Origin of the sequence: Burkholderia sp. FL-7-2-10-S1-D7 (assembly GCF_001524185.1) — a bacterium.
In the GTDB taxonomy this organism is placed as follows: Bacteria; Pseudomonadota; Gammaproteobacteria; order Burkholderiales; family Burkholderiaceae; genus Burkholderia; species Burkholderia diffusa.
Genome location: NZ_LOWY01000083.1, coordinates 65,349 through 91,169, shown reverse-complemented (window position 1 = coordinate 91,169; position 25,821 = coordinate 65,349). Strand labels below are relative to the sequence as shown.

At 68.3% G+C, this 25,821-nt stretch carries 22 protein-coding genes and 1 pseudogene; 16 read left to right on the top strand and 7 right to left on the bottom strand.

The window, feature by feature from the left end:
- The first annotated feature begins 28 nt into the window (after positions 1 to 28).
- The 6 genes from WS75_RS24725 to WS75_RS24700 all read left to right on the top strand — a co-directional run bounded on the left by WS75_RS24725 (position 29) and on the right by WS75_RS24700 (position 5,394).
- Positions 29 to 691, top strand: a complete 663-nt coding sequence (locus WS75_RS24725) for a response regulator (RefSeq protein WP_057929305.1) — start codon at positions 29 to 31, stop codon at positions 689 to 691.
- A gap of 3 nt (positions 692 to 694) precedes the next feature.
- Entirely contained in the window at positions 695 to 2,041 is a 1,347-nt protein-coding gene (locus tag WS75_RS24720) for an ATP-binding protein (RefSeq protein WP_059684204.1), read from the top strand.
- 100 nt (positions 2,042 to 2,141) lie between these two features.
- Entirely contained in the window at positions 2,142 to 3,626 is a 1,485-nt protein-coding gene (locus WS75_RS24715) for a DegQ family serine endoprotease (RefSeq protein WP_059684202.1), read from the top strand.
- Between the two features lie 93 nt (positions 3,627 to 3,719).
- Positions 3,720 to 4,157 (top strand): carboxypeptidase-like regulatory domain-containing protein, encoded by a 438-nt coding sequence (locus WS75_RS24710; RefSeq protein WP_059684199.1) that lies wholly within the window; start codon positions 3,720 to 3,722, stop codon positions 4,155 to 4,157.
- A 138-nt stretch (positions 4,158 to 4,295) separates the two neighbouring features.
- Positions 4,296 to 4,655, top strand: a complete 360-nt coding sequence (locus WS75_RS24705) for a DUF427 domain-containing protein (RefSeq protein ID WP_059684197.1) — start codon at positions 4,296 to 4,298, stop codon at positions 4,653 to 4,655.
- 28 nt (positions 4,656 to 4,683) lie between these two features.
- Entirely contained in the window at positions 4,684 to 5,394 is a 711-nt protein-coding gene (locus tag WS75_RS24700; protein WP_059684195.1) for a CoxG family protein, read from the top strand.
- Positions 5,395 to 5,444: 50 nt separating this feature from the next.
- Here WS75_RS24700 and WS75_RS24695 read toward each other — a convergent pair whose 3' ends face one another.
- A complete protein-coding gene (locus WS75_RS24695) occupies positions 5,445 to 6,449 on the bottom strand; it encodes a helix-turn-helix domain-containing protein (RefSeq protein ID WP_059684193.1) in 1,005 nt (334 codons plus the stop codon).
- 153 nt (positions 6,450 to 6,602) lie between these two features.
- Between WS75_RS24695 and WS75_RS24690 the strand changes: the two genes are divergently transcribed.
- Positions 6,603 to 7,256 (top strand): cysteine hydrolase family protein, encoded by a 654-nt coding sequence (locus WS75_RS24690; RefSeq protein ID WP_059684375.1) that lies wholly within the window; start codon positions 6,603 to 6,605, stop codon positions 7,254 to 7,256.
- A 127-nt stretch (positions 7,257 to 7,383) separates the two neighbouring features.
- Here WS75_RS24690 and WS75_RS24685 read toward each other — a convergent pair whose 3' ends face one another.
- Complete coding sequence (locus tag WS75_RS24685; RefSeq protein WP_059684190.1) at positions 7,384 to 8,025, bottom strand: TetR family transcriptional regulator; 642 nt, start codon at positions 8,023 to 8,025, stop codon at positions 7,384 to 7,386.
- 398 nt (positions 8,026 to 8,423) lie between these two features.
- On the opposite strand from WS75_RS24685, the gene WS75_RS24680 reads away from it, so the two are divergent.
- The 3 genes from WS75_RS24680 to WS75_RS24670 are packed head-to-tail and all read left to right on the top strand — an operon-like array spanning position 8,424 to position 14,440.
- Positions 8,424 to 9,701: an efflux RND transporter periplasmic adaptor subunit gene (locus tag WS75_RS24680; RefSeq protein WP_059684188.1), complete on the top strand. Its 1,278-nt coding sequence runs from the start codon at positions 8,424 to 8,426 to the stop codon at positions 9,699 to 9,701.
- A 15-nt stretch (positions 9,702 to 9,716) separates the two neighbouring features.
- Complete coding sequence (locus tag WS75_RS24675; RefSeq protein ID WP_059684185.1) at positions 9,717 to 12,917, top strand: efflux RND transporter permease subunit; 3,201 nt, start codon at positions 9,717 to 9,719, stop codon at positions 12,915 to 12,917.
- A complete protein-coding gene (locus WS75_RS24670) occupies positions 12,917 to 14,440 on the top strand; it encodes an efflux transporter outer membrane subunit (RefSeq protein ID WP_059684183.1) in 1,524 nt (507 codons plus the stop codon). The genes WS75_RS24675 and WS75_RS24670 overlap by 1 nt, the downstream gene beginning before the upstream one ends.
- Positions 14,441 to 14,705: 265 nt before the next feature.
- Here WS75_RS24670 and WS75_RS24665 read toward each other — a convergent pair whose 3' ends face one another.
- Complete coding sequence (locus WS75_RS24665) at positions 14,706 to 16,082, bottom strand: nucleobase:cation symporter-2 family protein (protein ID WP_059684180.1); 1,377 nt, start codon at positions 16,080 to 16,082, stop codon at positions 14,706 to 14,708.
- Between the two features lie 449 nt (positions 16,083 to 16,531).
- Between WS75_RS24665 and WS75_RS24660 the strand changes: the two genes are divergently transcribed.
- From WS75_RS24660 to fghA, 3 genes are read left to right on the top strand one after another with little or no spacing between them, the layout of a single operon-like run.
- Complete coding sequence (locus tag WS75_RS24660; RefSeq protein ID WP_059684178.1) at positions 16,532 to 17,968, top strand: xylulokinase; 1,437 nt, start codon at positions 16,532 to 16,534, stop codon at positions 17,966 to 17,968.
- A gap of 10 nt (positions 17,969 to 17,978) precedes the next feature.
- Positions 17,979 to 18,200, top strand: coding sequence for a hypothetical protein (locus WS75_RS24655; protein ID WP_059684175.1), 222 nt, complete (start codon positions 17,979 to 17,981; stop codon positions 18,198 to 18,200).
- A gap of 15 nt (positions 18,201 to 18,215) precedes the next feature.
- The gene (gene fghA, locus WS75_RS24650) at positions 18,216 to 19,064 is read left to right on the top strand and encodes an S-formylglutathione hydrolase (RefSeq protein ID WP_059684173.1); all 849 of its coding nucleotides are present in this window, start codon (positions 18,216 to 18,218) and stop codon (positions 19,062 to 19,064) included.
- Between the two features lie 110 nt (positions 19,065 to 19,174).
- Here fghA and WS75_RS24645 read toward each other — a convergent pair whose 3' ends face one another.
- The 4 genes and pseudogenes from WS75_RS24645 to WS75_RS24630 form a co-directional block, all read right to left on the bottom strand.
- Positions 19,175 to 19,957: a metal ABC transporter permease gene (locus WS75_RS24645; protein ID WP_059684169.1), complete on the bottom strand. Its 783-nt coding sequence runs from the start codon at positions 19,955 to 19,957 to the stop codon at positions 19,175 to 19,177.
- A gap of 367 nt (positions 19,958 to 20,324) precedes the next feature.
- A pseudogene (locus WS75_RS35220) lies at positions 20,325 to 20,840 on the bottom strand (ATP-binding cassette domain-containing protein); the annotation flags it as partial.
- A 13-nt stretch (positions 20,841 to 20,853) separates the two neighbouring features.
- Positions 20,854 to 21,768: a metal ABC transporter solute-binding protein, Zn/Mn family gene (locus WS75_RS24635; RefSeq protein WP_059684163.1), complete on the bottom strand. Its 915-nt coding sequence runs from the start codon at positions 21,766 to 21,768 to the stop codon at positions 20,854 to 20,856.
- Between the two features lie 48 nt (positions 21,769 to 21,816).
- Positions 21,817 to 22,278: a Fur family transcriptional regulator gene (locus WS75_RS24630; RefSeq protein WP_059684160.1), complete on the bottom strand. Its 462-nt coding sequence runs from the start codon at positions 22,276 to 22,278 to the stop codon at positions 21,817 to 21,819.
- 328 nt (positions 22,279 to 22,606) lie between these two features.
- Between WS75_RS24630 and WS75_RS24625 the strand changes: the two genes are divergently transcribed.
- The 3 genes from WS75_RS24625 to WS75_RS24615 all read left to right on the top strand — a co-directional run bounded on the left by WS75_RS24625 (position 22,607) and on the right by WS75_RS24615 (position 25,752).
- Positions 22,607 to 23,383 (top strand): L-iditol 2-dehydrogenase, encoded by a 777-nt coding sequence (locus WS75_RS24625; protein ID WP_059607957.1) that lies wholly within the window; start codon positions 22,607 to 22,609, stop codon positions 23,381 to 23,383.
- Positions 23,384 to 23,455: 72 nt separating this feature from the next.
- Positions 23,456 to 24,412 (top strand): sugar kinase, encoded by a 957-nt coding sequence (locus tag WS75_RS24620; protein ID WP_059684372.1) that lies wholly within the window; start codon positions 23,456 to 23,458, stop codon positions 24,410 to 24,412.
- Positions 24,400 to 25,752: a D-tagatose-bisphosphate aldolase, class II, non-catalytic subunit gene (locus WS75_RS24615; protein WP_059684158.1), complete on the top strand. Its 1,353-nt coding sequence runs from the start codon at positions 24,400 to 24,402 to the stop codon at positions 25,750 to 25,752. The genes WS75_RS24620 and WS75_RS24615 overlap by 13 nt, the downstream gene beginning before the upstream one ends.
- Positions 25,753 to 25,821: the final 69 nt, after the last annotated feature.

Below are 25,821 nucleotides of genomic sequence, written 5' to 3'. Positions count from 1 at the left end.
TTCACTCGCCCGATGGGTTCCAGCTCCGATGCGGATTCTGCTTGTTGAAGACGATCGAATGATTGCCGAGGGCGTACGCAAGGCCTTGCGCGCCGACGGCTTCGCAGTCGACTGGGTGCAGGACGGCGACGCCGCGCTCACGGCGCTCGGCGGCGAGGCGTACGACCTGCTGCTGCTCGACCTCGGCCTGCCGAAGCGCGACGGCATCGACGTGCTGCGCACGCTGCGCGCGCGCGGGCTGTCGCTGCCGGTGCTGATCGTCACCGCGCGCGATGCGGTGGCCGATCGCGTGAAGGGGCTCGACGCGGGCGCCGACGACTACCTCGTCAAGCCGTTCGACCTCGACGAACTGGGCGCGCGGATGCGCGCGCTGATCCGCCGCCAGGCGGGGCGCAGCGAGTCGCTGATCCGTCACGGCGCGCTGACGCTCGATCCCGCGGCGCACCAGGTGACGCTCGACGGCGCGCCCGTCGCGCTGTCCGCGCGCGAGTTCGCGCTGCTCGAGGCGCTGCTCGCGCGGCCCGGTGCGGTGCTGTCGAAGAGTCAGCTCGAGGAAAAGATGTACGGCTGGGGCGAGGAAATCGGCAGCAACACGGTCGAGGTCTACATCCACGCGCTGCGCAAGAAGCTCGGCTCGGACCTGATCCGCAACGTGCGCGGGCTCGGCTACATGGTCGTCAAGGAAAGCTGACGCGTGAGGTCGATTCGTCATCAATTGCTGATCTGGCTGCTCGCGATCGTCGTCGCGGGCGTGGGTGCCGCGGGCTGGCTCATCTACCGGCAGGCGCTCGCCGAGGCGAACGAGCTGTTCGACTACCAGCTGCAGGAAATCGCCGCGGCGCTGCCGTCCGAGCCGTTCTCGCAGGTGTTCGGTTCGCGCACCAACGGCGACGAAGGCATCGTGATCCAGATCTGGAACCGCAACGGCGTGCTGATGTACTTCTCGCATCCACGTGCGCCGATCGCGCCGCGCGCGGAGCTCGGCTTCTCGACCGAGCGCACCGATCGCGGCGAATGGCGCGTGTACGGCGCGATCGTCGGCGACAACGTCGTGCAGCTCGCGCAGCCGCTGTCGGTGCGCAACCGGCTCGCGGCGAACGTGGCGCTGCGCACGCTGTGGCCGCTGATCGTGCTGCTGCCGTTCCTCGGCGCGGCGGTCTGGGTGATCGTCGGGCGCGGGCTCGCGCCGCTCGGCCGCGTGACGCGCGCGGTCGAGACGCGCCGGCCCGAAGCGCTCGATCCGCTACCCGATGCGGGTCTGCCGCTCGAGGTGCAGCCGCTCGTGCGTGCGCTGAACGGGCTGCTTGCGCGGCTGTCGGCGGCGCTCGACACGCAGAAGGCCTTCGTCGCCGATGCCGCGCACGAACTGCGCACGCCACTCGCGGCCGTGCAGATCCAGGCGCAGCTCGTCGCGCGCGCGAAGGACGATACGTCGCGCCGCGAGGCGGTCGCCGATCTGCAGGACGGCGTCACGCGCGCGACGCGCCTCGCCGAGCAGTTGCTCGCGCTGGCGCGTGCCGAACCGGACGGCGCCACGATGCGCGAGCCGGTCGACCTGCAGGCGCTGCTCGTCGAATGCGTGGCCGCGCATGCGCCGCTCGCGCAACGGCACAGCATCGATCTCGGTTTCGAGGAGAGCCGCGCGGCGACCGTCGTCGCGGATGTCGGCGCGCTGCGCGTGATGTTCGGCAACCTGCTCGACAACGCAGTGAAGTACACGCCGGACGGCGGCCGCATCGACGTGTCGCTGACCCGCGACGCGGCCGGCCGCGTGTGCGTGCAGATCGGCGACAGCGGCCCCGGCATTCCGGCGGAGGAGCGCGAGCGCGTGTTCGACCGCTTCTACCGGGACAGCTCTGCGCGGGCGCGCGCCGACGTGTCGGGCAGCGGGCTCGGGCTGGCGATCGTCAAGCGCGTCGCGGCGCAGCAGGGCGCGACGGTGACGCTCGGCGACGCGGCTGCGGGCGGCCTGCTCGTGAGCGTCGTGTTCCGAGACGCCGAGATGCCGGCGCAGGCGCCGCAGGAGTCCGACTCCGTATGACGAATCGCGCAGGTGGTGGCCTAAGCCCCGTTTAAGGTCGATTAAGCCTCCTTTAAGTCAGGGTCGTTACGCTGCGTCCTAACAAAGAGGAGGTCCTACGATGAACACCCGAATCCTTGCGCGCGGCGCCGTCGCGGTCGCCGTGGCGGCTGCCCTGTCCGCCGGCTATGTCGCAGGCACCCGCCGTGCCGATCCGCAGATCATCACGCCGGCGCAGGCCGCCGCGCTGATGCCGGCCGAGGCGGCAGCGAAGACCGGCATTCCCGATTTCTCCGGGCTGGTCGAAACCTACGGCCCGGCGGTCGTGAACATCAGCGCGAAGCACGTCGTGAAGCAGGTGTCGCGGCGCGTGCAGCAGCCGCAATTGCCGATGGATCCGAGCGACCCGTTCTACCAGTTCTTCAAGCACTTCTACGGCCAGATGCCGGGCATGGGCGGCGATGCGCAGCCGGACGACCAGCCGAGCGCGAGCCTCGGTTCCGGGTTCATCGTCAGCGCGGACGGGTACATCCTCACCAACGCGCACGTGATCGACGGCGCGAACGTCGTCACGGTCAAGCTGACCGACAAGCGCGAGTACAAGGCGAAGGTCGTCGGGTCCGACAAGCAGTCCGACGTCGCGGTGCTGAAGATCGACGCGAGCGGCCTGCCGACCGTGAAGATCGGCGACCCGGCGCAGAGCAAGGTCGGCCAGTGGGTCGTCGCGATCGGTTCGCCGTACGGCTTCGACAACACGGTCACGTCCGGCATCATCAGCGCGAAATCGCGCGCGCTGCCCGACGAGAACTACACGCCGTTCATCCAGACCGACGTGCCGGTGAACCCCGGCAACTCGGGCGGCCCGCTGTTCAACCTGCAGGGCGAGGTGATCGGCATCAACTCGATGATCTACTCGCAGACGGGCGGCTTCCAGGGCCTGTCGTTCGCGATTCCGATCAACGAGGCGATCAAGGTCAAGGACGAGCTCGTGAAGACGGGGCACGTGAGCCGCGGCCGCCTCGGCGTCGCCGTGCAGGGGCTGAACCAGACGCTCGCGAGCTCGTTCGGACTGCAGAAGCCGGACGGCGCGCTCGTCAGTTCGGTCGACCCGAACGGCCCGGCCGCGAAAGCGGGCTTGCAGCCGGGTGACGTGATCCTCGCGGTCAACGGCTCGCCGGTTGCCGACTCCACGTCGCTGCCCGCGCAGATCGCGAACCTGAAGCCGGGGTCGAAGGCCGATCTGCAGGTGTGGCGCGACAAGTCGAGGAAGTCGATCAGCGTGACGCTCGGCGCGATGACCGACGCGAAGCTGGCCTCGAACGACGGCGGCCCCGTCGAGCAGGGGCGCCTCGGCGTCGCGGTGCGTCCGCTCACGCCGCAGGAGCGCAGCGCAACCAACCTGTCGCACGGGCTGATCGTGCAGCAGGCCGGCGGCCCGGCGGCCAGCGCGGGCATCCAGCCCGGCGACGTGATCCTCGCGGTGAACGGCCGCCCGGTCACGAGCCCCGAGCAGTTGCGCGACGCGGTCAAGGGAGCGGGCAACAGTCTTGCTCTCCTGATCCAGCGCGATAATGCACAGATCTTCGTGCCGGTCGACCTGAGCTGACCGGCGGCCGCTGCGGGCCGGCTTCGCCGGCCTTGGCGGGCGCCGCAGGCATTCGACCCGCGGCGCTGTGTTCCGACCCGAAAGGAGGGAGCCATGCAATATCTACGCAACGTGTCCCGATTTGCCGCTGCCGCGGCGCTGGCCGCCGGCTTCGCCGTCGCCGCGCCCGGCGCCTACGCACAATCGGACGGCTTGCCCGCGGCGAGCCAGCAGGGCGATGTCAGCTACGTGTCAGGCGGCATCGGCAAGGATCAATCGACGGCATTCGAGCAGAACGAAGCGGCGTGGCCGCTGGCACTGCGCTTCACCGGCAAGGGCGGCGAATACCTGGCCGACGTCCATGTGCGGATCGTCGACAGCAAGGGCACCGAGCTGCTGACGACGAACGCGCGCGGGCCGTACATGCTCGTGAAGCTGCCGCCGGGGCGCTACACCGTGCATGCGGCGTACCAGGGCAGCGACGAATCGCGCGCGGTCACGGTCGGTGCGAAGGGCGGGGCGAAGGCCGCGTTCCAGTGGAGTGCGCAGTAGCGCATCGCGCGCGGGCGCGGTCAGGCCGCGCAATCGGATGCGGTTTCGCCCATAATGAGAGCCACGGCACCTGTGCCGTGGCTTTTTCGTTTCCTGCGCCCGGCTTGCCCGCCAGGGCCGCCGTCCGGAGGAGAAACGATGTCCGATGCTGCCGACCCTCACCTGGAAATCGTACCGAACCACCATCGCGTGCGCGTGATCCATCGCGGCATCACGTATGCCGATTCACACGGCGCGCTGACCGTGCGCGAAACGGGCCTGCCGGACATCCATTACCTGCCGCGCAGCGACGTCAACATGCACAGGCTCGTGATGTCGAGCGTCACGACGGATTGTCCGCTGAGGGGCCGCGCCGTGTATTTCAACTTGCAGACGGAAGACGGCGTGATCGAGAACGCCGCATGGAGTTACGAGGAACCGGGGGAAACCGCGTCCGCGCTTGCGCAATACGTCGCCTTCGATGTCGCGCGGGTCGACAGTCTCGTCGAGACGTCCTGATGCGGCGCGTGTTCATCGGGGAGGCATCATGGAACTGAACGACACGTTACGCGTACCGCTCGCGCCGGCCGTCGTGCGGGAGGCACTCGAGGATCTCGCGTTGCTGCGGGCGAGCTTCGACCATTGCGAATCGTTCGTGAAGCACGCGCATGGCGAGTTCGCGCTGACCATCACGGTGCCGCTCGGCCCGCTGCGTGCGCGCTACGACGTGCGTGCGCATCTGGCGAGCGAGCAGGGCGACGCGGAAGGCCAGCCGCGCCGCGTGCTCAACTTCAAGGCCCGGGCCGACGGCCTCGGCGCGGTGCGCGGGCAGGTCGAGCTGGTGCTGTGCCCGGACGATGACGATGCGACCGCGACACGCATCGAATACGTGGTGTGGGCGACGGCGAGCGGGCCGCTTGCCGAACTGCCGGCGCGGCAGATCGAGAATGCGCTGTTCGCGTGGACCGACGATTTCTTCCGCGAATTCTGCGCGGTCGTGCAGGCGAAGCACGGTCTCGTGCCGAACCGCGCGCGTTCGCACCCGCAGCGTCGCCAGCATGTGTTCCTGCGGCCCGCGTCGCTGATGGCCGCGGCCAAGCGCCCGCTGCCGCCGCATCTTGGCGGCGCGCTGAGCGGCCGCGTCGCGAGCGCCGTGCATCATCGCGAATCCGGCCCGCTGCCCCTCTGGGCGTGGGCGGCGATCGTCGTGTTCGTCGCGCTGCTGCTGTACGCGGCGCGCTGGATCAACGGCGTCTGAGCGGCCGGCGTGCCACCGCGTTACCCGGCCGGGCGCCGGCGGCGCGGCGGTCACTCGCGCCGCGCATCGGGCGCGGCGCCGCGAAATTCCCTCCGATACGCCGACGGCGACGTGCCGAGCGAGCCCGCGAAATGCTGGCGCAGCGATACGCTCGAGCCGTAGCCGGCCGCCTGTGCGATCGCGTCGATCGAATGTCCCGTGGTTTCCAGCAGATGCTGCGCGCGCGTGAGCCGCTCGGCCTGCAGCCACGCGGTGACGGTCGTGCCGGTCGCCTGGCGGAAGTGGCGCGTGAACGTGCGCCGGCTCATCAGCACGCGTTCGGCGAGCGAATCCACGCTGTGCGCGATGTCCAGATGCGCGCGCACCCAGTCGAGCAGGCCCGCGAGCCGTGCATCGCGCGGATGCGCGGCAACCGGCTGCGGCACGTATTGCGCCTGCCCGCCCTGGCGGTGCGGCGGGATCACGAGACGGCGCGCGATCTGGTTCGCGGCGTCCGAGCCGAAGCGCCGCCGCACGACGTGCAGGCAGCAGTCGAGCCCCGCGGCCGTGCCGGCCGACGTCATCAGGTTGCCGTCGTCGACGTACAGCACATCGGGGTCGAGCTTCACGCGTGGAAAGCGTTGCGCGAAATCGTCGGCCCACGCCCAGTGCGTCGTGGCCGGGCGCCCGTCGAGCAGCCCGGCCGCGGCGAGCACGTACGCGCCGAGGCACAGGCCGACGACCTGCGCGCCGCGCGCGGCGGCCGCGCGCACCGCGTCGACCAGCACGTCAGGCGGTGCTTCGTCCGGATCGCGCCATGCCGGCACGATGACGATGTCCGCGTCGTCGAGCGCATCGAGCCCGTACGGCGCGGTGATCGTGAAGCCGCCCGTCGTCGACAGCGGGCCGCGCTCGGCCGAGCACACGCGAAACTCGAACGCGGGCATCGCGGCCGCATCGCGTTCCTTGCCGAACACGACCGACGGCACCGACAGGTGGAACGGGCTGATGCCGTCGTACGCGATCACGGCGACGACGGTCGGGGCAGGGGCAACGGACGACGCAGCGGCGCGCATTGACGGGCTCCGGAATGGCGATGGCCCGATTCTATCGAAGAATGGCAATCGGGCCACTGTCCGTCTGCGCGATGCGATCCGACAATGCATCGCATCGTGCCGCTGGCCGCCCCGTTCCGGAGCGGGGCGGTGCTGCCGAAACCGGAGCCTGCCATGTCGAATGCCATATCGCCTTCCGCTTCCCGCCGTGCGCTGATCGTGATCGACGTCCAGAACGAATACGTAACGGGCAACCTGCCGATCGAGTATCCGCCCGTCGACGTATCTCTGGCGAACATCGGTCGCGCGATCGACGCCGCGCACGCGGCCGGCGTGCCCGTGATCGTCGTCCAGCACGTCGCGCCGGCAGGTGCGCCGATCTTCGCGCCGGGCACGGACGGCGTCGCGCTGCATCCGGTCGTCGCCGGCCGGCCGTATGCGCACCTGATCGCGAAGGCGCAGGCGAGTTCGTTCGCCGGCACCGATCTCGCCGCATGGCTCGACGCGCACGGCATCGACACGCTCGCGGTCGCCGGCTACATGACGCACAACTGCAATGCGTCGACGGTCTATCACGCGGCGCACGCGGGGCTCGCCGTCGAGTATCTGGCGGACGCGACCGGCGCGTTGCCGTACGGGAATGGCGCGGGTGCGGCGAGCGCCGAAGAGATTCACCGCGCGTACACGGTGGTGTTTCAGTCGAATTTCGCGGCCGTGATGTCGACCGATGAGTGGATCGCGGGGCTCGGCGGCGCGGCGATGCCGGCGCGCGATTCGGTGTTCGCGTCGAACCGGCGGGCCCGCGCGCAACGCGCGAAGGCCGCCTGAGCGAATCGGGGAGGGCAGGGGGCGGCCGGGCAGGCGCGGCGCCGCCGTCTGCCCGTGGCCGGATCGACCGGCCGGTCGCGATGACACGGCGTCTGAGCGGCCGGCGTACCGGCGGAGGGGCCGTCGGTCAGTCGCTCGTCTTCAGCATCGCCGGGCTGTAACGCATCATGTCGAAGCAGCCGTCGACGAGATGTTCCGCATGCTGCTCGGCATCGATCTCGTCGGGCAGCATCAGCATGTCACGCACGAAACCGCTGACGAGCGTGTGCAGCATCAGCGTCGCGCGCCATGTGTCGAGCCGCTCGGGCAGCAGCTTGAGCCGCACGGCGCCCGCGAGATCGGCATCGATCGCGTGCAGCGCCTCGCTCATCCCCGCACGGTTGCGCTGCAGCAGCGGCTCCATGTCCGCGACGTACTCGCACTTCATGAACAGGATGCTGAACACGCGCCGCAACTGCGAGTCGCGCTGCACACCGAGCAGGCACCAGATCAGGATCTTGCGGATTTTCTCCAGCGGATTGCCGCCGGGCGCGTCGAGCGGCATCCGCTTGAGCTCGTCGATCGGCAGGAACACGCGGTCGAACATCGCGTCGAACAGCTCGCTCTTGTTCGCGAAATGCCAGTAGATCGCGCCGCGCGTCACGCCGGCGTGCTGGGCGATGTCGGCGAGCGATGTGTGCGACACGCCCTTCTCGAAGAACACGTGCTCGGCGGCGTCGAGAATGCGGTTGCGCGTCTCGAGCGCCTCCTCCTTGGTGCGTCTGACCATGTGCAGGCCTGAATGAATCGATCGTAGGTGAATATAGGGTCGGCAACCCTCGTCGTCGCCGTGCGGACGGGCTATGCTTGCGATTGGTAATAATTCGTAAGACCTAGCGGTTGGCGACGGGCGAGTGGGCTTTTTACATACATTCGTGAATGTATATACAATACCACCCTACGATCGAATGACCAAAGTGGCAATCAGTTAATATCCCACTCTGCTGATTCCCGCCAAAGTACCAGTCCGCAGTTCGCGGCATCTCGTCGGCATGGAGGTCTCGTGCCGACTTGCTGTATCCAGTAGTCCAGTAATTCAGGTGTTCGATCTGCGCCGCGAGGCGCATCCGTGTTGCGCTCCCGTCGGGTGCTGCACTTATTCCAATGGTTATACACAGAGGTCGCTCCATGCGCGTCGAACGGGTTCCATACCGCTTGATCACTGTCGCGGCAGCCGCGGTTTTTCTGGCTGCATGCGGAAAAAAAGAATCGGCACCGCCGCCGCAAACGCCGGAAGTCGGCGTCGTCACCGTCCAGCCGCAAGCCGTGCCGGTCTTCAGCGAACTGCCGGGCCGTACCAGCGCATTCCTCGTCGCGCAAGTCCGCGCGCGGGTCGACGGCATCGTGCTGCGTCGTGAATTCACCGAAGGCACCGACGTCAAGGCTGGCCAGCGTCTGTACAAGATCGATCCGGCGCCGTACATCGCGGCATTGAACAGCGCGAAGGCGACGCTCGCGAAGGCGCAGGCGAACCTCGTCACGCAGAACGCGCTGGTCGCGCGCTACAAGGTGCTCGTGGCCGCGAACGCGGTCAGCAAGCAGGACTACGACAACGCGGTGGCCACCCAGGGGCAGGCCGCAGCGGACGTCGCGGCCGGCAAGGCGGCGGTCGATACCGCGCAGATCAACCTCGGCTACACGGACGTGGTCTCGCCGATCTCGGGCCGCGTCGGCATTTCGCAAGTGACGCCGGGCGCCTACGTGCAGGCGAGCCAGGCGACGCTGATGTCGACGGTGCAGCAGCTCGACCCCGTGTACGTGGACCTCACGCAATCGAGTCTCGAGGGGCTGAAGCTGCGCCAGGACGTGCAGAGCGGCCGCCTGAAGACGAGCGGCCCGGGCGCGGCGAAGGTGTCGCTGATCCTCGAGGACGGCAAGACGTATTCGGAAGTCGGCAAGCTGCAGTTTTCCGACGTGACGGTCGACCAGGCAACCGGCTCGGTGACGATCCGCGCGGTCTTCCCGAACCCGGGCCGCGTGCTGCTGCCGGGGATGTTCGTGCGCGCGCGGATCGAGGAAGGCGTGAACGAGAACGCGTTCCTGGTGCCGCAGATCGGCGTCACGCATGACCAGAAGGGTCAGGCGATCGCGTTGGTAGTGAACGCGAGCAACAAGGTCGAGCCGCGTCAGCTGAAGACGTCGGGCATGCGCGGCCAGGACTGGATCGTCGAAGGCGGTCTGCAGGCAGGCGACCACGTGATCGTGCAGGGCGGCGAGAAGGTGCGTCCGGGCGCGACCGTGAAGTCGGTGGAGGCACAACTCGCCCCGGCGGCCGGTGCCGCATCGGGTGTCGCCGCTGCCACCGCCGCGCCGGCTGCCGCCGGTTCCGGCGCCGCCGCCGCGTCCGGTGCCGCCGCATCGGGCGCCGCGCCGGCGAGTGCCGCCGCTGCTTCGAGCGCGCAATAACAGGGAGCCTGTTTCATGGCAAAGTTTTTTATCGATCGCCCGATCTTCGCGTGGGTGATCGCCATCATCCTGATGCTGGCCGGGGTCGCGGCGATCTTCACGCTGCCGATCTCGCAGTATCCGACGATCGCGCCGCCATCGATCCAGATCACTGCGAACTACCCGGGCGCTTCCGCGAAGACGGTGGAAGACACGGTGACGCAGGTGATCGAGCAGCAGATGAGCGGTCTCGACAACTTCCTGTACATGTCGTCGACCAGTGACGACTCGGGCAACGCGACGATCACGCTGACGTTCGCGCCGGGCACCAACGCCGACATCGCGCAGGTCCAGGTGCAGAACAAGCTGTCGCTCGCGACGCCGGTTCTGCCCCAGGTCGTGCAGCAGCTCGGCCTGTCGGTGACGAAGTCGAGCAGCAGCTTCCTGCTGGTGCTCGCCTTCAACTCCGAAGACGGCAGCATGAACAAGTACGACCTCGCGAACTTCGTGGCGTCGCACGTGAAGGATCCGATCAGCCGGCTGAACGGCGTCGGCACCGTTACGCTGTTCGGCTCGCAGTACGCGATGCGGATCTGGCTCGACCCGACGCGCCTGACGAACTACGGCCTCACGCCGGTCGACGTGTCGACCGCGATTGCCGCGCAGAACGTACAGATCGCGGGCGGCCAGATCGGCGGCACGCCGTCCACGCCGGGCACCGTGCTGCAGGCGACGATCACCGAATCGACGCTGCTGCAGACGCCCGAGCAGTTCGGCAACATCCTGCTGAAGGTCAACCAGGACGGCTCGCAGGTTCGCCTGAAGGACGTCTCGAAGATCGAGCTCGGCGGCGAAAACTACAACTTCGACACGAAGTACAACGGTCAGCCGACCGCGGCACTCGGTATCCAGCTCGCGACCAACGCGAACGCGCTCGCCACTGCGAAGGCCGTGCGCGCGAAGATCGACGAGCTCGCACCGTTCTTCCCGCACGGTCTCGTCGTGAAGTACCCGTACGACACGACGCCGTTCGTGAAGCTGTCGATCGAGGAAGTGGTCAAGACGCTGCTCGAAGGTATCGTGCTCGTGTTCCTCGTGATGTATCTGTTCCTGCAGAACCTGCGGGCGACGATCATCCCGACGATCGCGGTGCCGGTCGTGCTGCTCGGTACGTTCGCGGTCATGTCGATGGTGGGCTTCTCGATCAACACGCTGTCGATGTTCGGCCTCGTGCTCGCGATCGGCCTGCTGGTGGACGATGCGATCGTGGTGGTGGAGAACGTCGAGCGCGTGATGGCGGAAGAGGGCCTGTCACCGAAGGAGGCGACCCGCAAGGCGATGGGCCAGATCACCGGCGCACTGGTCGGTATCGCGCTCGTGCTGTCGGCCGTGTTCGTGCCGGTCGCGTTCTCCGGCGGCTCGGTCGGTGCGATCTATCGGCAGTTCTCGCTGACGATCGTGACGGCGATGATCTTGTCGGTGCTGGTCGCGTTGATTCTGACGCCGGCCTTGTGCGCGACGATCCTCAAGCCGATCCCGCAAGGGCATCACGAAGAGAAGAAGGGCTTCTTCGGCTGGTTCAACCGCACGTTCAACAACAGCCGCGACAAGTACCACGTCGGCGTGCACCACGTGATCAAGCGCTCGGGCCGCTGGCTCATCATCTATCTGGTCGTGATCGTCGCGGTCGGGCTGCTGTTCGTGCGCCTGCCGAAGTCGTTCCTGCCCGATGAAGACCAGGGCCTGATGTTCGTGATCGTGCAGACGCCGTCGGGTTCGACGCAGGAAACGACCGCGAAGACGCTCGCGAACATATCCGACTACCTGCTGAAGGACGAGAAGGAAATCGTCGAATCGGCGTTCACGGTCAACGGCTTCAGTTTCGCGGGCCGCGGCCAGAACTCCGGTCTCGTGTTCGTGCGCCTGAAGGACTACTCGCAGCGTCAGCATGCGAACCAGAAGGTGCAGGCGCTGATCGGCCGGATGTTCGGGCGTTACGCGGGCTACAAGGACGCGATCGTGATCCCGTTCAACCCGCCGTCGATTCCCGAACTCGGCACGGCTGCGGGTTTCGACTTCGAGCTGACGGACAACGCCGGTCTCGGCCACGATGCGCTGATGGCCGCGCGTAACCAGCTACTCGGGATGGCCTCGAAGGATCCGACGCTGCAGGGCGTGCGCCCGAACGGCCTGAACGATACGCCGCAGTACAAGGTCGACATCGACCGCGAGAAGGCGAATGCGCTGGGCGTGACGGCGGATGCGATCGACCAGACGTTCTCGATCGCGTGGGCGTCGAAGTACGTGAACAACTTCCTCGACACCGACGGCCGGATCAAGAAGGTCTACGTGCAGTCGGACGCACCGTTCCGGATGACACCGGAGGACATGAACATCTGGTACGTGCGTAACGGGTCGGGCGGGATGGTGCCGTTCAGCGCGTTCTCGACCGGTCACTGGACGTACGGTTCGCCGAAGCTCGAGCGTTACAACGGCGTGTCGGCGATGGAAATCCAGGGTCAGGCTGCACCGGGCAAGTCGACCGGTCAGGCGATGACCGCGATGGAAGGACTCGCGAAGAAGCTGCCGGTCGGTATCGGCTATTCGTGGACGGGCCTGTCGTTCCAGGAAATCCAGTCCGGTTCGCAGGCGCCGATCCTGTACGCGATCTCGATCCTCGTCGTGTTCCTGTGTCTCGCGGCGCTGTATGAAAGCTGGTCGATCCCGTTCTCGGTGATCATGGTGGTGCCGCTCGGCGTGATCGGCGCACTGCTCGCGGCGACGATGCGCGGCCTCGAAAACGACGTGTACTTCCAGGTCGGCCTGTTGACCACGGTGGGCTTGTCGGCGAAGAACGCGATCCTGATCGTGGAATTCGCGCGCGAGTTGCAGGTGACCGAGAAGATGGGGCCGGTCGAAGCCGCGCTGGAAGCGGCACGCCAGCGGCTGCGCCCGATCCTGATGACGTCGCTCGCGTTCATTCTCGGCGTGATGCCGCTCGCGATCAGCAACGGCGCGGGCTCGGCGAGCCAGCACGCGATCGGCACGGGCGTGATCGGCGGGATGCTCACGGCGACGTTCCTCGCGATCTTCCTGATCCCGATGTTCTTCGTGAAGATCCGCGCGATTTTCAGCGGCGAGCGGGAAGATGCCGACGAGGCATTGCGTCTGGCTCAGGAGCATGCGAAGCACGAAGAGACGCCGGGCAACGGCGACGAAGGCAACAAGGGACAGTGATGATGCAAAAACACGCTTTGACTGCAATCGCGGTCGCGCTCTTTGCCACGGGCTGCACGATGGCGCCGCATTACAAGCGCCCCGATGCACCCGTCGCGCAGGCGTACCCGGCCGGCGGCGTCTATGCGACGCAGCCGGGTGCGGCCGGCGCGCGCAGCGCGAACGGCCAGGCGGCGACCGCCATCGGCTGGCGCGAATTCTTCGTCGACCCGCGCCTGCAGCGGCTGATCGAGATCGCGCTGAAGAACAACCGCGACCTGCGCGTGTCGGTGCTGAACATCGAGGCAGCGCGCGCGCAGTACCAGATCACGCGCGCGGGCCTGTTCCCGACGCTCGACGGCACGGGCACGGGCAGCATCCAGCGCGTGCCGCAGGGCCTGTCGCAGACGGGTGCGCCGTATATCTCGCGCGCCTACAACGTCGGCGCTTCGGCGTCGTGGGAACTCGACCTGTTCGGCCGCGTGCAGAGCCTGAAGGACCAGGCGCTCGCGCAGTACCTGTCGACGTCGTATGCGCGGCAGGCTGCCGAAATCTCGCTCGTGTCGCAGGTCGCGGACCAGTACCTGACGCTGCTGTCGACCGATGACCTGCTGCAGGTCACGGAGAACACGCTGAAGACGGCACAGGCGTCGTACGACCTGACGAAGCTGCAGTTCGACAACGGCACGGGCTCCGAGCTCGAGCTGCGTCAGGCGCAGACGGTCGTCGAGACGGCGCTCGCGAACCAGCAGGCGCAGGCGCGTGCGCGTGCGCAGGCGCTGAACGCGCTGGTGCTGCTGATCGGCGAGCCGCTGCCGGACGATCTGCCGGCGGGCATGCCACTCGATGCGCAGAACCTGCTGACGGACGTGCCGGCCGGTCTGCCGTCCGACCTGCTGACGCGTCGTCCTGACGTGATGCAGGCCGAGCAGACGCTCCTGGCCGCGAACGCGAACATCGGCGCGGCACGCGCGGCGTTCTTCCCGCGTATCTCGCTGACGGGCGCGTTCGGCACCGGCAGCCCGACGCTCGGCGGCCTGTTCAAGGCTGGCACGGCGGCGTGGTCGTTCGCGCCGCAGATCACGATGCCGATCTTCGAAGGCGGGCAGAACATCGCGAACCTGAACCTCGCGAACGTGCAGAAGCGTATCGAGATCGCCAACTACGAGAAGGCGATCCAGTCGGCGTTCCGCGAAGTGTCGGACGGGCTGGCGGCACGCGGCACGTACGACCAGCAGATCGCCGCGCTCGAGCGCAACGAGCACGCGCAGCAACGTCGCTTCGATCTGTCGGACCTGCGTTACAAGAATGGTGTCGACAGCTACCTGTCGGTGCTGACTGCGCAGACGGATCTGTACTCGGCGCAGCAGTCGCTGATCAGCGCGCGTCTGGCACGCTGGACGAACCTGGTCACGCTTTACCGCGCATTGGGCGGCGGCTGGATCCAGCGCGCCGGCGAGACGCCGCGCGCACCGGACGAAACGGTCGACTACGACAAGGCGGCCGCACCGGCGCCTGCGTCGGCAGCGGCGACGAACGGGTAAGCACGAAGGCGGGCACGGGCGGGCAACCGCTCCGGTTCGCCGAGGTCGCGGTTCCCGGAATGCGACAACGCCACGGACGAAAGTCCGTGGCGTTTTTTTTGCGGCCAGTTTTGTTTGCAGCGACCGCGGATCGTCATCACCGGCACCACCGGCACCACCGCTATCGCCGCCCAACCACTCGCCACAAAGCAAAACGCCACGGCAAGCCGTGGCGTTTTTCCTCTACCGTATCGCGCCATGCTCCGGCGCATCCGGGGCGGATCGATCAGTGATGCACGTCGGCCGGGCGTCCGTCGAAGTCGTGCCCTGCGCGGCGGATCTCGCAACGTGCGTCCTTCTCGGCCTTCACGCCGTTGAACACGATGTTCAGGATCACGGCGGTGGCGGACGCGAGCAGGATGCCGCTGTGCAGGATCGGTGCGAGCGCGGGCGGCAGCTTCGAGAAGAAGTGCGGTGACACGACCGGCACGAGGCCCATCCCGACGCTGACGGCGACGATGAACAGGTTGTGCGAGTTGTTGACGAAGTCGACCTTCGACAGCACCTTGATGCCGTTCGCGGCCACCATCCCGAACATCACGATGCCCGCGCCGCCGAGCACGAATGGCGGCACCGATGCGACGACCTGCGCCATCTTCGGGAACAGGCCGAGCAGCACCAGGATCACGCCGCCCGTCGCGCAGACGAACCGGCTCTTCACGCCTGTCACGCCGATCAGGCCGACGTTCTGCGAGAACGACGTATGCGGAAACGAGTTGAAGATGCCGCCGATCAGCGTGCCGAGGCCGTCGACGCGCAGGCCGCGCACGAGGCGCTCCTGGTTGACCGGGCGATCGACCATGTCGCCGACCGCGAGGAACATGCCGGTCGATTCGATGAACGTGACGAACATCACCGTGACCATCGTCGCGATCGACAGCGGGTCGAAATGCGGCAGGCCGAAGTGGAATGGCATCACGAAACCGACCCACGGTGCGTGCGCGACGCCGTCGGTATTCACGCGGCCGATCGTGAACGCGATCACGAAGCCGGCGACGATGCCGAGCAGCACCGAGATGTTCGCGATGAAGCCGCGGCCGAACTTGTTGATCAGCAGGATCAGCGTGAGCACGAGCAGCGACAGGCCGAGGTAGACGGGGCTGCCGTATTCGGGGTTGCCGACGCCGCCCGCTGCCCAGTTGATCCCGACTTCCATCAGCGACAGCCCGATCACCGCGATCACGGTGCCGACGACGACCGGCGGAAAGAACCGCAACAGCTTGCCGATCATCGGTGCGAGCACGATGCCGATGATGCCGGCGGCAATGGTCGAGCCGAAGATGTCGAGAATGCCGAGGCCGGGGTTGGTGCCGATCGCGATCATCGGGCCGACGGCCGCGAACGTGCAGCCCATGATGACGGGCAGGCGGATCCCGAAGATCCACAGGCCGAGCGTCTGGATCAGCGTGGCGATACCGCACGAAAACAGATCGGCGCTGATCAGGAACGCGATCTGGTCTTTCGGCAGCTTCAGCGCGCCGCCGACGATAAGCGGCACGGCTACGGCGCCGGCGTACATGACGAGGACGTGCTGCAGACCAAGCGTTACAAGCTTGCCGGTCGGCAGCACCTCATCGCACGGATGGACCGTGTTCGATTGCATCTGTCTCACTCCATGATCTTGTTTTCGGGGTGATACGAAGTTATGCGGAATGGAACATCGCAACAAGAGCACTGGGTTCTATTCCGTTCTTTGCTGGTTCGATATGCCATTTCGGCATGAAACAGGGTGTCGATCATCGGGAAACTGCCGCTGGAGTGAGGTTCCCCAGATTTATAGCCCTTCAAAATAGTGCAGGCCGCCATGTCAAATATCGGTGGCTTTATGGTGTGTATCGCGACCGTGGCATAGTGGAAAAAACGACCGGTGGAAAATCGCGCCGGGTTAACCCGCTGGCAGCCGTTCTCGCACGCAACGTGCAGCCGGGTGAAACCGGTCAGGCGCGGCTGCGTTTTCGCGTCGCCAGGGTGTCAAAAGCGCCGAGCCAGCCGGGCCGCATGTCGCGATCCCGCTATCATCGAGATCCGTTCACTCGAATACGCCAACCCGTCATGCGCCTGCTCGGAATCGACCTCGGTACCGGCTCCGTCAAACTCGTCACGCTCGATGCCGATGGCGGCGAGCGCGCGGTTGCGAGCCAACCCTATGCGTTGTCGTCGCCGCAGCCAGGCTGGGCCGAAATTGCCCCCGACGTGTGGTGGCAGGCGCTCGTGCGCGCCGCTGCGCGGCTGCCGGCCGATGAGCGCGCGCAGGTCGCGGCAATCGGCTTCTCCGGCCAGATGCATGGCGTCGTGCTGATCGACGCGGCCGGGCAGCCAGTGCGGCCCGCACTGTTGTGGCCCGATACGCGCGCGGTGCGCGAAGCGGATGCGGCCGACTGGCCTGGCGCGCCGAATCCCGTCGCGCCCGGCATGGCGGGCCCCCTGTTGCGCTGGCTGGCCGCACACGAACCGCACGCGTTGCGGGACGCACGCTGGGCCGTGCAGCCGAAGGACTGGCTGCGCGTCGCGCTGGGCGGGGAGATCGCGGCCGATCCGAGCGATGCATGCGCGACGGCGCTCGCGACGCCGGACGGCGCGTGGGATACGGCACTGATCGGCGCGCTGGGCTTGCCCGTCGACCGGTTCGCACCAGAGCGGGCGTCGAGTGCGCGCTGCGGCGTGCTCGATGCGAGGGCGGCGGCGGCACTCGGGCTGCCGGCCGGCGTGCCGCTCGCGACGGGGGCGGCCGATACCGCGTGCGCGGCGCTCGGCAGCGGGCTCGTCGCGGCCGGCGACGCGCTGCTGACCACCGGCAGCGGTGGCCAGATCGTCGTGCTCGCGGATCGGTTGCCGCCCGCACGGCGCGGCCTGCATCGTTATCGCACGGCGGCGGGCGGCGGCTATTACACGATGGCCGCGATGCAGAACGTCGGGCTCGCGCTCGAAGCCGTGCGCGGCTGGCTCGGCTATCCGGGCTGGCCGGATGCGTACGACGACGCGTTCGCGCGGCCGGCGTCGGAGCGGCTCTGCTTCCTGCCGTACCTGACGGGCGAGCGTTCGCCGTGGATGAATCCCGACGCGCGCGGCGGCTGGCTCGGTCTCGGGCTCGGCGACACGCGCGGCGCGATGATGCGCGCCGCGTTCGAGGGCGTCGCGTTCGCGTTGCGCGCGGGGCTCGATGCGATCCGCGATGCGAACCGGGACGATCCGGTGACGACGCTGCGCCTCGCCGGTGGCGGCTCGGTCGATCCGCGCTGGCGCCAGTTGCTCGCGGATGCGCTCGGCGCGTCGCTCGACGCGGTCGATTGCCCGAACGCCGCGACGCGCGGCGCCGCGCTGCTCGCGGGCGTCGCGATCGGACACTGGCGCGAAGACGCGCTGCGCACGCTGGCGCCGACCGCGTCGCCGGTCGCCGCACCGCACGACGATCGCGCGCTGGCCGCACGCCATGCGCGTTTCGTCGATCTGTATGCGCGAACGGATGCGTGGTTCACGACCGGCGTTTAAACTCGGGCACGTGTCCTGTCGCGACAGCGGTGACGCGTCGCGGCAAGCCGGCGGCTGTTTCCCGCACGCGACGGGCGGCGGGATCGGGGATCATGACGGGCACGCTCCGGTATCGCCGTGTCGCGCGGCACAGCTCGACCTGATTACGCACGCGCTGCCGCTCGAGACGCTCCACGGCGGCGCCGACCCGATGAAGACGGGCGAATCGATTCGCCCGATCGTGCTGTATTGAACGGAAGGGAACCCCATGCTCGAACTTGTTACTTCGCATGCTTGCCACGGTGGCGAGCAACGCTTCTATCGCCACGATTCGAAGGCGATCGGCCTGCCGATGAAGTTCTCGGTGTACCTGCCGCCGCAGGCCGCGCACGGTCGCGTGCCGGCGCTGTTCTATCTCGCGGGGCTCACGTGCACCGAGGAGACGTTCGCGATCAAGGGCGGCGCGCAGCAGTACGCGGCGCAGTACGGCCTCGCGCTCGTGATGCCCGATACGAGCCCGCGCGGCGCGGGCGTGCCGGGCGAGACCGATGCGTGGGATTTCGGCGTCGGCGCGGGTTTCTACGTCGACGCGACGCAAGCTCCGTGGTCGACGCATTACCGGATGGAGTCGTACGTGACGGGCGAACTGCGCGAGCTCGTCGCGGCCGAGTTGCCGATCGACGGCGCGCGGCTCGGGATCTTCGGCCACTCGATGGGCGGGCACGGCGCGCTGACGCTCGCGCTGCGTCACCCCGACCTGTACCGATCGGTGTCGGCGTTCGCGCCGATTGCCGCGCCGACGCGTTGCCCGTGGGGCGAGAAGGCGTTCTCGGGCTACCTCGGCGACGATCGCGACGCGTGGAAGCAGCACGACGCGAGCGAACTCGTCACGCGCGCGGATGCGCCGAAGTTCGCCGACGGCATCCTCGTCGACCAGGGCCTCGCCGACCAGTTCCTCGCGAACCAGCTGAACCCGGACGTATTCGAAGCCGCGTGCGCGAAGGCCGGCCAGCCGCTGACGCTGCGCCGCCATGCGGGCTACGACCACGGTTATTACTTCATCTCGACGTTCATCGCCGATCACATCGCGCATCACGCACGCGTGCTCGCATCGTGAGTGCGGTGCGGCACGCGTGACTCGCGGCGCGCGCCGCACGTCGCGCGCGCATGCAAAAACGCCGGCGGCCTTTCGGCTACGCCGGCGTTTTGGTTTTCGCCGCTCGACGATCAGTGGCGCCGCAACAGGCTCGCGCCATACACGAGCGCGGACAGCGCGGTGATCCAGAAGCTCGTCGGCCAGTCGGTGTGATACGCGAGCGTGATCCCGGCCCACGCTTCGAACAGCGCGAACAGCGCGGCGAGCAGCACGCCGGTCGACAGCCGCGTCGACACGTTTTGCGCGGCCGCGGCCGGCCCGACCAGCAGCGTGAACACGAGCAGCACGCCGACGATCTGCGTTGCCGCCGCCACCGCGAGCGCGCACACCGCGAGGAACAGCACCGACACCGTGCGCAGCGACACGCCCTTGGCTTCGGCCAGCTCAGGCTGCAGCGACGCGAACAGCAGCGGTCGCGCGATCAGCGCGAGCGCGACGAGGCTCACCGCGCCGATGCCGGCCAGCACCGCGAGCGTGTCGTGGCTGACCGCGAGCACGTTGCCGAACAGCAATGCGGTGACCTGCGTCGCGAACGACGTATAGAAGTGCAGGAACAGCAGGCCGAAGCCGAGCGCGCCCGACAGGATCACGCCGATCGCCACGTCGCGGCCCGCGAGCCGTTCGCCGAGCGCGCCCATGCCGATCCCGGCCGCGAGCGTGAAGCCGACCATCCCCCAGATCGGCGAGATGCCGAGCAGCACCGCGCCCGTCGCGCCGGTAAAGCCGACGTGCGACAGCGCATGGCCGGCGAAGGTCTGTCCGCGCAGCACCAGGAAGTAGCCGACGATGCCCGCGAGCACCGCGACGATTCCCGACGCGGCGAACGCGTTGATCATGAAGTCGTATTCAAACATCGTGCGAATGCCCGGGATGAGCGTGTCCGTGGTGGTGATGGCTGTGTCCGCCGCCACCGCCGTGCGAGTGGCCGTCGTCGTCCTCGTGTTCGTGGTCGTGCTTCTCGATTTCGACGTCGCCCGACATCACGAAGATCCTGCCGTTCACGCGCATCACGTCGATCGGCGAGCCGTAGAGCCGCGACAGCACCGGCCGGGTGATGACCTCGTCGACGGTGCCGAGCGCCGCGACGCCGTTGCCGAGATACAGCACGCGATCGAGCGCGTTCAGCAGCGGATTCAGTTCGTGCGCCGAGAACAGCACGGTGATGCCGAGCTCGCGCTGCACGTTGCGCACGAGTTCGACGACGCCGCGCTGGTGGTTCGGGTCGAGGCTGATCAGTGGCTCGTCGAGCAGCAGCAGCTGCGGATTGCCGAGCAGGCATTGCGCGAGCAGCAGGCGCTGCCGCTCGCCGCCCGACAGCTCCGACAGCGGCCGGCGCGCGAGCGTCTGGCCGCCGACGAGGTCGAGCACGCGGTCGACGTCGCGCCGCGTCGCGGCGTTCGTGTGCGGCAGCCCCCAGCGGTGGCCGTCGGCGGCCATCGCGACGAAGTCGTAGCCGCGCATCCGGCGATTCGCGAGGCCGCTCCTGATCTGCGGCATGTAGCCGATCGACGCGTTGCCGCGCGCGACCGGCACGCCGCCGACCGACAGCGTGCCGCGCGTGACGGGCACGAGACCGAGCACAGCGCGCATCAGCGTCGTCTTGCCCGCGCCGTTCGGCCCGAGCACGCCGACGAATTCGCCGGGTTCGATCGAGAAACTCACGTCGCGAAGGATCGTGCGTCCGCCCAGTTCGAGCGTGACGCGATCGAGTGCGAGTGGGTGGGGAGTGTCCGTCATGGCGTTGACTGCGTCATTTCTTGCTGGCGGAAAGCGCGGCCGCGAGCGCGTCGAGCTGGCCGGCCATCCATTGCTGGAAGGTCTTGCCGGCCGGCTGCGTCTCGGTGACGCTCACGCTCGGCACACCGCTGTCGTGCGCGATCTTCAGCATGCGCTTGGTCATCGGTTCTTCGGCCTGGCTGTTGTAGATGAGCACGCGCACCTGCTTCTTGCGCAGGTCGTTCTCGAACGCGGCGACGTCCTGCGCGCTGGCTTCGGTATCGTTCATCGTCGCAAGCTGGAAGCGCTCGTTGCGCATGCCGAGGCCGATCGCGTCGGACATGTAGCCGAACACCGGCTCGGTGGCCGTTACCGGCACGCCCTTGTATTGCGCGCGCAGCGCGGCGACCTTGTCGTCGACGGGCTTCAGCGACGCGACGAACTTCTGCAGGTTCGCATCGTAGTCGGCCTTGTTCGCCGGATCGGCACGGCCGAGCTCGGCCGCGATCGCGCGCGCGGCGGCCGGCATGGTGGCCGGGTCGTACCACAGGTGCGGGTTGTCGCCTGCCTTCTTGCCGACGAGATCCGCCACGACGATCGTCGCGCGCTTCGCCTGCTTCGATGCGCCGAGCAGTTTGCTCATCCACGGATCGTAGTTCGCGCCGTTGTAGATCACGACCTGCGCGTGCTGCAGCGCGCGCGCGGTCTTCGGGCTCGCTTCGAACAGGTGCGGATCCTGGTCGGGATTGCTGAGGATGCTGGTCACCGCGACATGGCGGCCGCCGATCTGCGATGCGACGTCGCCATAGAAATTCTCGGCGGCGACCACATTGACGGTCGCGGCCTGCGCGAGGGTGGGTGAGGCGATCGACAGCGCGGCGGCCGCGGTGGCGAACAGACGAGCAAACGGCAGGGCGCGCCGCGGCGCGCGCTTCAGAGCAATGGACATGAAACTCCTCGTTGGAAGGGGCGGCGCGTGCGCCGCGCGTGTGCGGTGTCAGCGTTGCGCGGGCTTGCCCTTGCAGTGCCCGCACAGGCCGTTCAGCTCGACGACCTGGTGGTGGACTTCGAACCCGTGCGCGGGCGCGCTCGCGGACAGCTGTTTCGCGAGGTCGCTGCCCGGAATCTCGACGGTCTCGCCGCACGAGTCGCAGATCAGGAACTGGCCTTCGTGCGGCACGCCGATCTCGCAGCACGCGAAGAACGCGTTCTTCGATTCGATTCGGTGGATGAAGCCGTGCTCGACGAGGAAATCCAGCGCGCGATAGACGGTCGTCGGCGGCACGCGGCCGCGCTGCGGCTCGAGCTCGGCGAGCAGGTCGTACGCGCCGATCGGGCGGTGCGCGGCCAGCACGCGTTCGTAGACCTGGCGGCGCAGCGGCGTCCACGCGAGCCCGTGCTCGGCGGCGAATGCGTCGGCCCGGGACAGCCGGGCGTCGATGTGCGATGAGGTGGCCATGGCGTGAAGCAGGCAATGAAACGAAGTATCGCGATGATATAACGTATCTTCTCGTCGTGCAGCCCGAATTCCGCCCCGCGCACCGGCTCCGTCCCCTTCATCGCCGTTTCAGCCGCGCTGCACCCGGCGCGCCGCGCCTTGCCGGGCGCGATTCTCCGCGCGCCGCTCGGCGCGGTCGTGCCGCAGCGCATCATCGAAAGCCGCCGTGTCGCCTTGACAGCGTGAATCGCGTATCCGATCATTCGATCACAAACAGAGCAATTGATCGGTCGACGAGCGTTCGCTCACCTCGCGGCCTTCGTACAGCAGAACGAACCGGAGACAACCAGTGAGACTGGAAGACAAGGTCGCGATCCTGACGGGCGCGGCCAGCGGCATCGGCGAAGCGGTCGCGCAACGCTATCTGGACGAGGGCGCGCGCTGCGTGCTGGTCGACGTGAAGCCCGCGGGCGGTTCGCTCGCCCGGCTGATCGAGGCGAACCCCGGCCGCGCGGTGGCCGTCACCGCGGACGTCACGCGACGCGACGACATCGCGCGGATCGTCGCCACCGCCGTCGAGCGCTTCGGCGGCGTCGACATCCTGTTCAACAACGCGGCGCTGTTCGACATGCGCCCGATCCTCGACGAATCCTGGGACGTGTTCGACCGGCTGTTCGCGGTCAACGTGAAAGGGCTGTTCTTCCTGATGCAGGCGGTCGCGCAGCGGATGGTCGAGCAGGGTCGCGGCGGCAAGATCGTCAATATGTCGTCGCAGGCCGGGCGTCGCGGCGAGGCACTCGTTTCGCACTACTGCGCGACCAAGGCCGCGGTGATCAGCTACACGCAGTCGGCCGCGCTTGCGCTCGCACCGCACCGGATCAACGTGAACGGCATCGCGCCGGGCGTAGTCGACACGCCGATGTGGGAGCAGGTCGACGCGCTGTTCGCGCGCTACGAGAACCGGCCGCTCGGCGAGAAGAAGCGGCTCGTTGGCGAAGCCGTGCCGCTCGGCCGGATGGGCGTGCCGGGCGACCTGACGGGCGCCGCGCTGTTCCTCGCGTCGGCCGACGCCGACTACATCACCGCCCAGACGCTGAACGTCGACGGCGGCAACTGGATGAGCTGACATGGCGCCGTTCGCACGCGCAACCCGGGCGTCCGCGCCGCGCGCGGCCGCCGCCGCACGAGGGCACGCATGATGGCCGAGATCGTCGTGGCCGGCGAACTGCTGGCCGAATTCGTCGCCGCCGAGCGTGGCCAGGGTTTCGAAACGCCGGGCCTGTTCGCGGGCCCGTTTCCGAGCGGTGCGCCGGCGATCTTCGCCGACCAGGCCGCGCGGCTCGGCGCGCGCGTCGCGTATGCGGGCTGTGTCGGCCGCGATGCGTTCGGCGACGCGATCGTCGCGCGGCTCGAGCGCGACGGCGTCGACGTCGCGCGCATCCGTCGTGTCGCGCGTCCGACCGGCACCGCGTTCGTCGCGTATCGCGACGACGGCTCGCGCAGTTTCGTGTTCAGCCTGTCGACCAGCGCGGCCGCGTGCGTCGACGCATCCGACGTCGACACCGCGATGTTCGACGGTTGCCGCTACTTCCATGTGATGGGCTCGTCGCTGACGAGCGAATCGGCGATCGCGGCGGTCCAGCGCGGCGTGATCGAAGCGGCGCGCGTCGGCGCGAAGGTGTCGTTCGACCCGAACGTGCGGCCCGAGATGCTGAGCTTCCGTCCGATGCGCGCGGCGCTCGACACGATGCTCGCCGCCTGCCATCTGTTTCTGCCGAGCGAGGCCGACCTGCCGTTTTTCTGCGGGCCGCAGCCGGCCGAGCGCGCGATCGCCGGGCTGCTCGCGACGCATCCGCTGCTCGAGCGCGTCGTGCTCAAGCGCGGCGCGGCCGGCAGCGCCGCGTTCGACCGTGCGAGCCGTGTGGACGTGCCGGCCTGGCCGGTCGACGAACTCGATCCGACCGGTGCCGGCGACTGCTTCGGCGGCACGTTGGTCGCGAGCCTCGTCGCCGGCCTGCCGATCGACGTCGCGCTGCGCCGCGCGAACGCGGCCGGCGCGATCGCGGTCACGCGGCGCGGCCCGATGGAGGGCAACAGCAGCGCGACCGAAATTGACCGCTTCCTGACCGAACGAGGTATCGCATGTCCGGCCTGACCCCCGTCGCCGAACGATCGCGCACCGCGCACGCCGACGCCGTGCTGCGGATGATCTTCGATGCGAACCGCGCGGATGCGCAGCGCGGCATCTATTCGATCTGCAGCGCGCACCGGCTCGTGCTGGAGGCCGCGTGCGAGGCCGCGCGCGCGGACGGCTCGCCGCTCCTGATCGAGGCGACCTGCAACCAGGTGAACCATCTCGGCGGCTACACGGGCATGACGCCCGCCGATTTCCGGCGCGACGTCGATGCGATCGCGCAGCGCTGCGGGCTCGCGCCGTCGGCGCTCGTGCTCGGCGGCGACCATCTGGGCCCGAACCCGTGGCGGCACCGTCGCGCGGCCGATGCGATGCGCGAAGCGGCCGCGATGGTCGCCGCGTATGTCGAAGCCGGGTTCGAGAAGATCCACCTGGACGCGAGCATGGCGTGCGCGGACGATCCGGAGCGGCTCGACGACCGGACGATTGCCGCGCGCGCGGCCGAGCTGTGCCGCGCGGCGGAAGACGCGGCGGCGCGCGCCGGCGTTGCGCCCGTCTACGTGATCGGCACCGAGGTGCCGACGCCGGGCGGCGAAGTGGCCGGCGACACGGGCAGCCATGGGATCGCGCGGATCGCGGTCACGCGCAGCGACAGCATCGCCGCGACGCTGGACGCGCATCGCGGCGCATTCGCGGCGGCCGGGCTCGACGACGCATGGACGCGCGTGGTCGCGATTGTCGCGCAGCCGGGCGTCGATTTCGACGACCGCCACGTGCTCGACTACGACAGCGCGAAGGCCGCGTCGCTTGGCGCGAGCATCCTGCGCACGCCGCGCCTCGTGTTCGAAGCGCATTCGACCGACTACCAGACCGAAGGCGCACTCGCCGCGCTCGTGCGCGACCACTTCGCGGTGCTGAAGGTCGGGCCCGCGCTGACCTTCGCGTTGCGCGAGGCGCTGTTCGCGCTCACCTTCATCGAGGACGCGCTGATCGTCGACGTCGCGCAGCGCTCGCGGTTGCGCGACGTGGTCGACGCCGCGATGCGCGCGCAACCCGAGCACTGGGCGCCGTATTACCGCGGCGACGAAACCGAGCAGCGGCTTGCGCGCCAGTTCAGCTACAGCGACCGGATCCGCTACTACTGGCTGCAGCCGGCCGTCGCCGCAGCGGTCGAGCAGTTGTTCGACAACCTTGCACGGCAGCCCGTGCCCGAGACGCTCGTTGCGCAGTGGCTGCCGGACGTGTACGCGGCTTGCCGCGCGGGCGGCCTCGCGAGAGAGCCTCGCGCATGGGTGCGCCACCGGATACGCGACGTGATCGCGCACTATGCGCGCGCGTGCGGGATGCAGCGGCCGGCGTGACGGGCCGCGAAGGAAACACGGCAACACGAAACAAGCAATACGCAACACCGACGAACAATCACAGGAGAC

Bases quoted from the DNA above. Each gene is read 5' to 3' on its own strand.
- WS75_RS24725 (WP_057929305.1), top strand. From the start codon at position 29: ATGCGGATTCTGCTTGTTGAAGACGATCGAATGATTGCCGAGGGCGTA.
- WS75_RS24715 (WP_059684202.1), top strand. From the start codon at position 2,142: ATGAACACCCGAATCCTTGCGCGCGGCGCCGTCGCGGTCGCCGTGGCG.
- WS75_RS24710 (WP_059684199.1), top strand. From the start codon at position 3,720: ATGCAATATCTACGCAACGTGTCCCGATTTGCCGCTGCCGCGGCGCTG.
- WS75_RS24705 (WP_059684197.1), top strand. From the start codon at position 4,296: ATGTCCGATGCTGCCGACCCTCACCTGGAAATCGTACCGAACCACCAT.
- WS75_RS24700 (WP_059684195.1), top strand. From the start codon at position 4,684: ATGGAACTGAACGACACGTTACGCGTACCGCTCGCGCCGGCCGTCGTG.
- WS75_RS24695 (WP_059684193.1), bottom strand. From the start codon at position 6,449: ATGCGCGCCGCTGCGTCGTCCGTTGCCCCTGCCCCGACCGTCGTCGCC.
- WS75_RS24690 (WP_059684375.1), top strand. From the start codon at position 6,603: ATGTCGAATGCCATATCGCCTTCCGCTTCCCGCCGTGCGCTGATCGTG.
- WS75_RS24685 (WP_059684190.1), bottom strand. From the start codon at position 8,025: ATGGTCAGACGCACCAAGGAGGAGGCGCTCGAGACGCGCAACCGCATT.
- WS75_RS24680 (WP_059684188.1), top strand. From the start codon at position 8,424: ATGCGCGTCGAACGGGTTCCATACCGCTTGATCACTGTCGCGGCAGCC.
- WS75_RS24675 (WP_059684185.1), top strand. From the start codon at position 9,717: ATGGCAAAGTTTTTTATCGATCGCCCGATCTTCGCGTGGGTGATCGCC.
- WS75_RS24670 (WP_059684183.1), top strand. From the start codon at position 12,917: ATGATGCAAAAACACGCTTTGACTGCAATCGCGGTCGCGCTCTTTGCC.
- WS75_RS24665 (WP_059684180.1), bottom strand. From the start codon at position 16,082: ATGCAATCGAACACGGTCCATCCGTGCGATGAGGTGCTGCCGACCGGC.
- WS75_RS24660 (WP_059684178.1), top strand. From the start codon at position 16,532: ATGCGCCTGCTCGGAATCGACCTCGGTACCGGCTCCGTCAAACTCGTC.
- fghA (WP_059684173.1), top strand. From the start codon at position 18,216: ATGCTCGAACTTGTTACTTCGCATGCTTGCCACGGTGGCGAGCAACGC.
- WS75_RS24645 (WP_059684169.1), bottom strand. From the start codon at position 19,957: ATGTTTGAATACGACTTCATGATCAACGCGTTCGCCGCGTCGGGAATC.
- WS75_RS24635 (WP_059684163.1), bottom strand. From the start codon at position 21,768: ATGTCCATTGCTCTGAAGCGCGCGCCGCGGCGCGCCCTGCCGTTTGCT.
- WS75_RS24630 (WP_059684160.1), bottom strand. From the start codon at position 22,278: ATGGCCACCTCATCGCACATCGACGCCCGGCTGTCCCGGGCCGACGCA.
- WS75_RS24620 (WP_059684372.1), top strand. From the start codon at position 23,456: ATGGCCGAGATCGTCGTGGCCGGCGAACTGCTGGCCGAATTCGTCGCC.
- WS75_RS24615 (WP_059684158.1), top strand. From the start codon at position 24,400: ATGTCCGGCCTGACCCCCGTCGCCGAACGATCGCGCACCGCGCACGCC.